Origin of the sequence: Bacillus sp. TE8-1 (genome assembly GCF_008368855.1) — a bacterium.
GTDB lineage: Bacteria > Bacillota > Bacilli > Bacillales > Bacillaceae_G > Bacillus_A > Bacillus_A cereus.
In genome coordinates, this window is the sequence record NZ_QPET01000041.1 from 1 (window position 1) to 9,756 (window position 9,756).

Here is a 9,756-nt window from a genome sequence, read left to right on the forward strand (position 1 = left end):
GGATTTATCAGCCCATGTAGGAACATCAGGGAATTTATGAGTATCTGCTAAAATATTAGAAGAATAGGATAATATAGCTCCTGCAAGGATACCTGTTGCAATTAATTTGTGCTTCATTAAAATAAACACCTCTACCATTGTATTTATCAAATTGAGATTTTCTATTTTTATATTTACATGTTTGTAATAATAATAAAATCGTATTATCACGCATTCAATTTGATGTAACGAGTATAGTTACTTATATACACAAGTGTCAATGAATTTCTTTTACAAAAATACATAATATTTACATGATTTTATAATTGACTTATGTATAAATTTTGTAAAGGACCTTTTGATAGATTTTACCTGAAGAAATCTCTTTAGTTGTTAATTTGCCAATCTTTCTCGTTTACTATTAATCAATTAAAAAAAGAATTTTTTGTTTGAAAATCTTAAGTTGATGGATGTGTGAACGTACCGCTACTAAAATTCTTGCTTTTAATTTATTATTACTGTATTATATTTACGTATCAATATAAGGATTATGGTATATAAAAAGGAATCAAGTCTATAAGTAAGATTTAAATCCTTTTCCAATTCAAAAAGATTTTGCCAAAATCTAATATAATTTATGCTTATCTTTTTAGTATGTATCTAGTAAAAACATATTTTTTATCCATAGAATTCTGTTTTCAATGATATGAATTAGTGTTCTAAACAAGGAATCCTACAAAGTGATCTGAAAAACCTGAGAGATATTGTATGTAGTTTGCTCATCTCCAGGTACTACAATAAAAGAGCCTTACCTCTCTAGGCAAGACTCTACTAGTTTAGTTGTATACTATTTACATGATAACTAAGAAACAGAAAACATATAACACCAAATAACAGCACCCTATTACTCCTCCTACAGCTAATACCTGTTTAACCCAACTCTTAAATTTTTGATTACTGTAAATCGCTTGCACTCTTTCCATATTTCCTCCTATTAAGGAGAACCCTTAAAGACTCTCACCTCGCTATAGTACCATTAAAAAATGAATAATAGAGATCTAATGTATAAATATGCAATATTGCATACGGAAATGTATTGTTATCATTGTAAGCGCTTACTATAATAAAGTTATAAAGATTTATTACATTTTAATACGAAAAAGAGGAGAGAATAATATGGAAATCGCAATGGCAGTTTTAAAATTTATAGGTGGAGCAATCCCATTAATTCAAGAACTTCTAAAAGCATTTATGTAAATTCACTATTTAGCAATTATTTATAAAAATTATCATACAAATGATCTGTATATCAAAAATGAATTGGCTTACAGATCATTTGCGTGATCAAGGTCCCTTTAACATGGCTAAGGGGCCTTTTTAAAATTTTTAAATAATTAAGGTTACGTCACATCACCCTCAAGTTAGCAAAATAAAATGAAACTTTAACTTGATGGTGATGGGGTAACAGTTGTGATTTAGAGATAAGATCAGATTATACAAAGTTTTGCACGTCAGCGATACCGGAAATAAACTTCGCCTTTAGTAGCAAGAATCTCCAATAAAGATAGTCAACTTACCTATTTAGGAATAGGAGTGTCAATTTAAATGATGCGTTCCAAGGCACTACTCTTCTTCTAAAATAGCGTAATAATATTCATCCCACCATTCATTCCCATGTGGTATACACTTCCTGAAATAGCCTTCTCTTCTCATTCCAATCTTCTCCATTACTCGATATGATGGGGTATTTTGTGGCTGACATGTAGCTATAATCCTATGTAATTTCATTTCCTTAAAGCCATATTTCAATGTAGCTTGTGCTGCTTCAGAAGCATATCCTTTATTGAAATATTTAGGATTGAACACCCAGCCAATCTCATATGTATGCTCACCAAAATATTTATGAAAAACTATATGACCAATCAGAATATCTTTATCAATTAATACTACAGGAAAGTTTTTAGCGTTTTCACCAATGTTTTCATTCACAAAGTTTCTTGTATTTTCTTCAGTAAAAACCCCTTCAGGTATGTATTTCATAACATTGATATCTGATGTATACTCATGAACAGCTTGCCAATCTTTGAACTCAAATTTTCGTATTAATAATCTTTCTGTTTTTATAAACATTTACTTTTCCCCCCTCAAAAAATTGCAACTATATTTAAACTCCACTTTTAAGGTGAAAATACGGGCCAAACAAACTATCTTACAGCTTGACTTTAGAAACTTTAGGGATAATGCTTTGACAAATATATTATATAACAAATATTAACATCCACGGGATTTGTTTTTGAAAATTATGTTAATTAAGAAAGAAAGTAGTTTTTTCTTAGATATTATTGTTAATAACTGATGGTATCATTATATTTCATTCTGCAACTTATTTAGAAAAGCTATGTACATTTCGAAGAAGTTCTTCAATAAGTTTTGTTTTTTCATTTACCTTTGTGGCATATGTGAAATCACCATAACAATATGGATACCTAAAATTATTTTTATTTCCACCACAAGTATACATCGCTGGATTTTGATCAACTTTCATCTTAGAAAATTTTTTGGCCGAATCCTCCGAGTGTTGTTTAACTTCTTGACTAGCAATAAAATCAATATACCCTGGCCCCATATTATAACTTTGAATAATTGTATCCATGCTAACATCCTTGTCCGTTCCATATTTGTACATTTTAGCAAAGTGCTTTACCCCCTGTTCAATGCTCAAGCTTGTCTCTTGAATTTCATTTGGCTTTAATCCAAGTGATTCAGATGACTGCATAGGATCGCTTCCCTCACCTCTACTCTCTTGATACATAATTCCTAATAAAATTGGTGTTTTCTCTCCTAAATTATATTTTTCTAATTCTTTTTTTAAGGTAGACTCATATTGCAATACACGTTTTTCGGTGGCTTGCGCTTTATTTTGTTGAATATTGGTTTTATGATTAAAATATAGCATTCCAAGTATTGTTCCTAAGCCTAAAATACTAATAAGGAACACTTTTATAATTTGTTTTTTACTTGTATCCTTCATATATTCCTCCTCGTATAAGAAATTCAATTTTTCAAAGGTAATTGGTTATATACAAACTATGTAATGAACATCTATCTCCCGCCCTTTTTAGACTCATATATCAATACTTTAAGGTTTCAAGTTTAATATAAAAATTTAAAGATAAGGTAAAGATAAGATAAAGATAAAATAAAGGGTATTTTTAGCGTACTTTAAAAGATATTGATACAAAGGGATATATGGGACAACTTGTTGATATGAATGGATTTAGTGATAATTGAAAGGTTATTGTACAAGTTATTAATTATGGAGACATCATTCCAGAAGATTTAACCTATTTTTTCAATATGCTTTATATAAAAACTACAACATAACATATAATAAAAAACGGCGAACCCTCCACCTAGGAGAATCCACCATCACAAATAACTGATTATTTCACACCTATTTTTTTGCTTTCTTCGGGAGCTCGTCTTCCTGCACTTCCTCCCAAGCTGTTACACCTTTTTTATCTGAGTGATATACACGTAGGAATGCTTCTTTACGAAGATTCTTTTGTGCAATAAATTCTAACTCTTTTTCTTTACCTTCCTTATCAAAACCCGATAATGTATATTCATAATCCTTTCCCATCACTTTACCATCCATAGATTTTGAAACTCCTCCTTTTCCATCCATAGTAATTCAAACGTAATATTCATCTTTACAAATATAATTGATATCACACCCAACTAAAACACTTGCAAATACACCTTCCTTATTTTTTACGTACCTGTGTATTTTTATCTTTTTACTCACTTTTATTTTTCTTTCTTAACTAACTTATTTAAGATAATCTCATATAAATTAATTAACGAATTAATGCTATTTGCGACATAAAAAAAGAGAGGCGTCTGCCCCCTCTTAGAAGTGAAATTCCGCTTGCTGTTCTTTTGTAATTGTCTCATCCCCCTCAGGATTAACTGTGTCACTAAAGATTAACTTAGCTGATATAATCTCCTCAGGCTTACCATTGTTAAGTACAATTTTATCTAAAATTGAGGATTTAATCAAAGTAACCACAATCCTTAAAGAAGAACTAAATACGAAAAACTTTGACATCAATTTAAAAATAAGACTGGAACAAGAAATACAATTTGGTTATTATCAAAAGAAATCCAAGAAGCTAACAACATCGAATATCTTGTAAAAGGGAGATTTCTTAAGAATTAAATGGAAAACCCTTTTCATGTTTATTATTTGATGTGAAAGCACAGTCTTTCGATTTGTAATAGAAAATAGAAAATCACTAAAAAAACAAAAAATCTTTAGCTGTAGAGAAAAAAGTGAAAAATAAGAGCCTCCAATAAAGTAATGGAGGCTCTTTTCAATTAAGTTAGAATTTGAGGCAAAGGCGCTAAGAAAGTCTTTATCCTGCTTAATGTTTATTTGTACTCTATAACCATTAGTTTGAACAATTTACCATTTGCCTTCAACTTGTAAATATGGTCCCATCATCAATTTCCGCTTTTACAAAGTGTTCTGCGGTGTTCATCATGATAAACAGTTAACAAGAATACGCGAAGCAACGAACTTGGAAATGTGAAAATCCGAAAGGACACGGAAACAAACTGGCACCCCCTTTAACAAGTAATAATTTGTTCTGCACCCATGTTGATAATTCTTCTGGTAATCGGTATGTAACGGAACCATGTTGCTCTTTTATAATGACATAGGAATTGCGGAATTCTTCTTGAATGCCGATTCCAATCACTTGATACAATTTCCTACACTGACTCGGAAACAATATATTGGGAATGTCTAATGATTCAATTTCATGAAAAGAATGACAGAATCTCGCATCAATTGCAAATACCATCACACCCACTCCCAGCTATACGTAAAACACAATTAGTATACCAATGAGATCTATGTTACGTGCAGAAATCCCCGTTTTCTCCCCAGACTTATCTACAAGAATAAAAAAGGAAACGCAAGATATGTTCCCTTTTCACTATTTGTTTTCTACACTTTTAATTCCAATATTTCTAGATGCTGAATAGATCCCCCCTGGCAGGTAGACATCTTCCTCCTTCAGCGGGGATACGGAACTTTCCGTTTCTACTAGTGATGGAAGATTGCGCATGCCAAATAATAATACTTTTCCCCTATTGCCCAAATGACGTGGGGTATGCATGGAAATCGTAAGGTTGTTTATGCATGTAATTGTTCCTGTTCTTAAACATTTTCGGGTATCTATTTTTATTGTTTGATTGTTATAACTGGCATTTGCTCCTTGTCGGAAATTGTACTGTAACCATAATAAAGTAAAAAAAACAATAAAATAATTGTCCAAATAAATATAAACACTTTATAACTATACTTCATATGAAAAACCTCATTTTCCCTATATAAGTGAATGTACATACACCCTATAAATCCAATCACATAAATTATTGGATATTTAAGTAATAGAGAATCATTAAGTATTAGAAATTGTTATTCATAAACATATCCAAGAAATCTTCAAAAAATATCATCTAGGTATTTTAACATTTCATAAAAATGCACAGATAATATTTTTACGTTTAGCTAAGTAATGCTTATTATGTAATAAATCCATATCTTTATTTCACCTTAATGTTTATATGTACAAGAGTCTGTGTAGTAACTAGGCTGTACTTTAAATATGTACTAATTTTTGTGTGGGAAAGGTAGCACATTTTATTTAAAGTTGTTACTTTAAACCCTTTAATTAGTTGGTAGTCTTCTTCATTCAGACAGAAAGGAAATTTAAAGTGTGCACGTATTTTCAACTCAGACTCTTTACTACACACACTCCTATACACATAAAACACCTATAGATTTTGTAATGTTTCAGAAATAGAAAGAAACAATACCGAAACATTTATAATATTAAGTAACAAATTCGTAATATAAATGTAACATAACACATTTAATCGTACAATACTTTTTTAGCTAATTATCAACAAAGTTCTGTTAATATCGTTCAAATTTAATAATGTTGCCATAGAGGATTACATATTGTTTGTGAAATGATTTTTCAAAATATAACGAAACATACCATGACGGAGGAATATTAATTCAATTTAAGAATAAATGGATTGATATCTTTCTAGCTTTTATGTCCCAATCATGGTGTAGAGCGGATTATGGTTATCCAATAAATGTAGGTGATCATACACAAGCTAAACCTTCTAAATAATTACTGCAACTAAAAAAAACAAGTAATTATACTTGTTTTTTTAGTTTACTTTCCAATATCGAAACAGTTTTATGTGCTTTCTTTTCCTGTCTACATTTTTGGATGCATATCTTATTAAAGATAGCCTCTATTTTCTTATGATTCTAGTGAAGTAATTAATTGCTGACGTTCTTTATCTCTATAAATTTTCATTTCATGTTTAAACTCGTAATTTTCTACTTCAAATCTAGCCCATTCCTTACTTGTCCAATATACTACATCTACATTTTCTCTTAAGATTGCAAAACACACATCCACTAATTCATCTTCGTAAAATGGAGCTTCTTTTGCTAATTCAAAAGCAAGCACTTTTGGATCCTTAGTTTTAATTTGAAGTTCCCTAGAGGTTTGCCCTAAATACTGCCATTGCGATGGTATTGATTGAACTTGGGCATCTCCCCTATCTTGAAACTGTGATGGAGAATCATTTGTTGAAGCAAATGTAGGTTTACTTACTCCTATTGCTGTTCCTAAAACAATAGAACCAATAATAAGTTTTTTAATCATTTTTTCAGCCCCTTTAATAATTTTGGATATGCTTCATTTTTATACCACGTTCACAGTCATGTAAATGAAGATAATTTGACATAATTATGCACCTTAAATTTACTAAAAAACAAAATTGTTGGTTAAGGTAAACTTTTTTCGTCGTAAGTATACACTTTTTGTATAAAAATTAGTTTTTAAAATATTTGCATACTTATTGATAAAGCTTCCTGCCATTCCTTATTCGAAGCCAATTTATCTCTACCTACTCACTTCGCATTCCTTGAAGAAGGAACCTTCTTGACTAAAATGATAAAAAAGTTGGGGATTTCCCCAACTTTTTTATACGTTTATTGTCTAATTAATCCTGTAGATGTAACCCGATATGTTCCTGTTTTCCATTCTCAAGGTTAGTTAAAGTCGTGCGTGTTTTTTCCTTTGCTGCTTCCCCTTCTATATGAGTAAATTCTATATAATCTCCCTCTTTTACAGGTACTGTTTGGGTTTCAGCATTTTGTTGTCTATTTCCCATAATTTCCTTATTGTACATAACGCTACCAGATGAGTTCTGGACTTTAATACTTGCATATGTGCTATTGAAATAAGAATGCGGTACACCAGCTTCTAACATTAGCTTTAAAACTTAGATATATTTAATATTTTTTTCACTACTATTATTAATCAAATTATAGTATTTTGTATTAAAATCGTATGATTTAGGACTAAATATAGTGTGAAAATTTCATAAATATGTAGTTTTAGATATTTATGATGAAAGACACACTAAATAACTTAATTGATCACACTATTTGACTCAGAATTATTTACCAGAAAAACGTTATGTAAACTTTCTATTTGTCAATTAGACAAAATAGTTTATTTGCTGGTACCTTATCATTAGCTAGAAAGAGCCTACTAAAAAAACGTAGATTCCTCTAACGTTAACACCTGCCCAATCCCAGCGTTGTTTACAAGGATATCAAATGTAGTATCACCTATATATTTTTGAAGAGATTGACCATCATTGCATACAATTTATTAATGCCATTAAAAGTACTTAAGTCTGCACTAATCGCAAACGCGGAACCGCCATCTTGTTTAATTTGATCCACTACACTTTCTGCTTCTTCTTTTCTTTTACTATAGTGAACAACGACTAACGCACCAGCCTGTGCCAAATGTAAGGCAATACTTCGGCCTATCCCTCTACTAGCCCCTGTTACTAATGCAATTTTCCCCTTCAATTTATTCATCTCATCATCCCCTTGTTTAAAAAATTCTACTTAGTTATATCACAAGATACCCTTTGAAATGTTGCTCACTAATTTGATATCCATAAAACCAAAAGGCCCACTCATAATTATAAGAGTCGGCCTTTTTACTTCACATATTGCATCCCTAACTGTTATGTACTTTGTATTAAGTATAATAAAGAATCTAGATGGTATTATAGGTAAGCTTAAACTAAAGTCAATTCATATACATTTTGCTTAGAGTTTCTGCATTTAAACAGTTCGTTTAGGCTTCTATGCATATATTCAATAAAATTTCAGCAATGCCTGTATTTTTCATCATTAATATTTTTGTTTCTTAGGCATGAACATACTTTGAAAAATCCTAAAAACTAGTCGATAATCTTTTAGAATCTAACTTTCCTATAATACTCTTTGCTATTTCTTCAATATTTTCATTTAGAAAGAAATGATTACCTTCAAAAGAATGAAAAGTACACGTTTTACTTGTGTATCGTTCCCATTTTATTACTTGATCATATGTAGTAAATTCATCATTTTCCCCATTAAATATAAGAAAATCAATATCACATGGTTGTGTATTTTTGTCATGAATATACGTCTCAACGATTTTAAAATCTGCTCTTAGAATAGGGAGAAAGATCTCCATTAATTCTTCTGATTGCAGTACCCCAGATGGTGTACCTCCCATTGCAATAACTTCTCTTTTAAATTGTTCGTTAGAAAGATTATGTCGGATATTTTTTATTTTACTATTTGGATGATTTCTACCGGATAAAACAAGAAATTTAGGCAATACGCTTTTAGAATCTTGTATTTTTCTAGCTACTTCATAGGCAATCAAACTTCCCATACTATGCCCAAATAAAATATATGGCGAATCATCTATCTGCATAACGATATTATTATAGACATCATTTACCGCTTCTTCCATACTTCCGTACAAATTTTCTTCAATTCTATATCCTCTACCAGCTAACTCTATCGGCACTATCTCAATATATGGATTAAAGTAATTTTTCCATTTTGCGTAACTAAACGCAGATCCCCCAGCATGTGGAAAACAAAAAAGTTTAGTCTTCTGCATTGATTTTCTCCTTACTTTCAAATTTGTATATATTTTGGCAAATTGTATAAATGTCTTTAATTATTATCTCTTGTGGAAATTCATCTCTTGTTGCACAAACAGATAACTTATAATTTGGATCAATGTTATATTGTTTAAAGTAAAAGTTTTTAGGTATATTCTTGTATGAAATTAAAGTTCGTGACTCTTTTTTTATAGAGAATGAATTTAACGGGATATAAAGTCCTTTTCCAATCGTTTTGATATAACTTTCTTTTAATGTCCATAAATCATAAAAATAATTAATTTGTTCATCAGAATTCATATTAGATATATCATAAAATTCATCCGCTGAAAAAAATTCATGTGCTAATTTAAAAGCCTCTATTTCTGAAACTTTTTCTATATCAATACCCACATTAAAATTAGCAGTAGCACAAACCACCCATTCTCCTGAATGTGACACATTAAAATGAAAGTCAGAAAATTTTTCAACAAAAGGTTTTCCATACTCATTATATCTAAATCTAATTTCTTCATTATTAATTTTATACTTTTGGCAGATTAGAGATCGAATTAGTAAATCTCCTATCAGAGTTCTATTAATGTCGCATGAATTTAATAAACGCTTCATTCGTTCTTTCTTCTCATTTGAAACTAAGTTACTAAGTTGCTTAAGCAAATGACTTTCAATATTCTTTGGTATTTTCACAGCTTG

At 30.3% G+C, this 9,756-nt stretch carries 8 protein-coding genes and 4 pseudogenes; 3 read left to right on the forward strand and 9 right to left on the reverse strand.

Annotated elements, in window-relative coordinates; translation table 11 throughout:
* Positions 1–1,050 precede the first annotated feature (1,050 nt).
* Complete coding sequence (locus tag DN404_RS28835) at positions 1,051–1,236, forward strand: hypothetical protein (protein WP_001987408.1); 186 nt, start codon at positions 1,051–1,053, stop codon at positions 1,234–1,236.
* A gap of 366 nt (positions 1,237–1,602) precedes the next feature.
* Here the strand turns inward: DN404_RS28835 and DN404_RS28840 are convergent, their stop codons facing one another.
* From DN404_RS28840 to DN404_RS28850, 3 genes are all read right to left on the reverse strand, one after another.
* On the reverse strand, positions 1,603–2,109 hold the full coding sequence (locus DN404_RS28840) for a GNAT family N-acetyltransferase (protein WP_000470146.1): 507 nt from the start codon (positions 2,107–2,109) through the stop codon (positions 1,603–1,605).
* A gap of 253 nt (positions 2,110–2,362) precedes the next feature.
* Positions 2,363–3,010: a lysozyme family protein gene (locus DN404_RS28845; protein ID WP_149215777.1), complete on the reverse strand. Its 648-nt coding sequence runs from the start codon at positions 3,008–3,010 to the stop codon at positions 2,363–2,365.
* Between the two features lie 423 nt (positions 3,011–3,433).
* Complete coding sequence (locus tag DN404_RS28850; protein WP_255445496.1) at positions 3,434–3,667, reverse strand: YxeA family protein; 234 nt, start codon at positions 3,665–3,667, stop codon at positions 3,434–3,436.
* 286 nt (positions 3,668–3,953) lie between these two features.
* Here DN404_RS28850 and DN404_RS31385 point away from each other — a divergent pair.
* A pseudogene (locus DN404_RS31385) lies at positions 3,954–4,201 on the forward strand (hypothetical protein); the annotation flags it as partial.
* A 334-nt stretch (positions 4,202–4,535) separates the two neighbouring features.
* Here the strand turns inward: DN404_RS31385 and DN404_RS28855 are convergent.
* Complete coding sequence (locus tag DN404_RS28855; RefSeq protein ID WP_149215778.1) at positions 4,536–4,847, reverse strand: hypothetical protein; 312 nt, start codon at positions 4,845–4,847, stop codon at positions 4,536–4,538.
* A 1,191-nt stretch (positions 4,848–6,038) separates the two neighbouring features.
* Here DN404_RS28855 and DN404_RS28860 point away from each other — a divergent pair.
* A pseudogene (locus tag DN404_RS28860) lies at positions 6,039–6,194 on the forward strand (DUF2278 family protein); the annotation flags it as partial.
* 135 nt (positions 6,195–6,329) lie between these two features.
* On the opposite strand, the gene DN404_RS28865 reads toward DN404_RS28860, so the two are convergent.
* The 5 genes and pseudogenes from DN404_RS28865 to DN404_RS28885 form a co-directional block, all read right to left on the reverse strand.
* Positions 6,330–6,740: a hypothetical protein gene (locus DN404_RS28865; RefSeq protein ID WP_149215779.1), complete on the reverse strand. Its 411-nt coding sequence runs from the start codon at positions 6,738–6,740 to the stop codon at positions 6,330–6,332.
* A gap of 329 nt (positions 6,741–7,069) precedes the next feature.
* Positions 7,070–7,359, reverse strand: a pseudogene (locus DN404_RS28870) (putative mucin/carbohydrate-binding domain-containing protein); the annotation flags it as partial.
* A gap of 284 nt (positions 7,360–7,643) precedes the next feature.
* Positions 7,644–7,972 (reverse strand): annotated as a pseudogene (locus DN404_RS31130) (SDR family NAD(P)-dependent oxidoreductase); the annotation flags it as partial.
* Between the two features lie 364 nt (positions 7,973–8,336).
* Complete coding sequence (locus tag DN404_RS28880; protein ID WP_006918054.1) at positions 8,337–9,059, reverse strand: thioesterase II family protein; 723 nt, start codon at positions 9,057–9,059, stop codon at positions 8,337–8,339.
* Positions 9,046–9,750 (reverse strand): 4'-phosphopantetheinyl transferase family protein, encoded by a 705-nt coding sequence (locus DN404_RS28885; RefSeq protein WP_042866929.1) that lies wholly within the window; start codon positions 9,748–9,750, stop codon positions 9,046–9,048. The genes DN404_RS28880 and DN404_RS28885 overlap by 14 nt, the downstream gene beginning before the upstream one ends.
* Positions 9,751–9,756 lie beyond the last annotated feature (6 nt).

What these genes read in the sequence shown, in the direction of transcription:
- DN404_RS28850 (WP_255445496.1), bottom strand. Translation starts at nt 3,667, where the DNA reads ATGGATGGAAAAGGAGGAGTTTCAAAATCTATGGATGGTAAAGTGATG.
- DN404_RS28855 (WP_149215778.1), bottom strand. Translation starts at nt 4,847, where the DNA reads ATGGTATTTGCAATTGATGCGAGATTCTGTCATTCTTTTCATGAAATT.
- DN404_RS28840 (WP_000470146.1), bottom strand. Translation starts at nt 2,109, where the DNA reads ATGTTTATAAAAACAGAAAGATTATTAATACGAAAATTTGAGTTCAAA.
- DN404_RS28865 (WP_149215779.1), bottom strand. Translation starts at nt 6,740, where the DNA reads ATGATTAAAAAACTTATTATTGGTTCTATTGTTTTAGGAACAGCAATA.
- DN404_RS28835 (WP_001987408.1), top strand. Translation starts at nt 1,051, where the DNA reads ATGCAATATTGCATACGGAAATGTATTGTTATCATTGTAAGCGCTTAC.
- DN404_RS28845 (WP_149215777.1), bottom strand. Translation starts at nt 3,010, where the DNA reads ATGAAGGATACAAGTAAAAAACAAATTATAAAAGTGTTCCTTATTAGT.
- DN404_RS28880 (WP_006918054.1), bottom strand. Translation starts at nt 9,059, where the DNA reads ATGCAGAAGACTAAACTTTTTTGTTTTCCACATGCTGGGGGATCTGCG.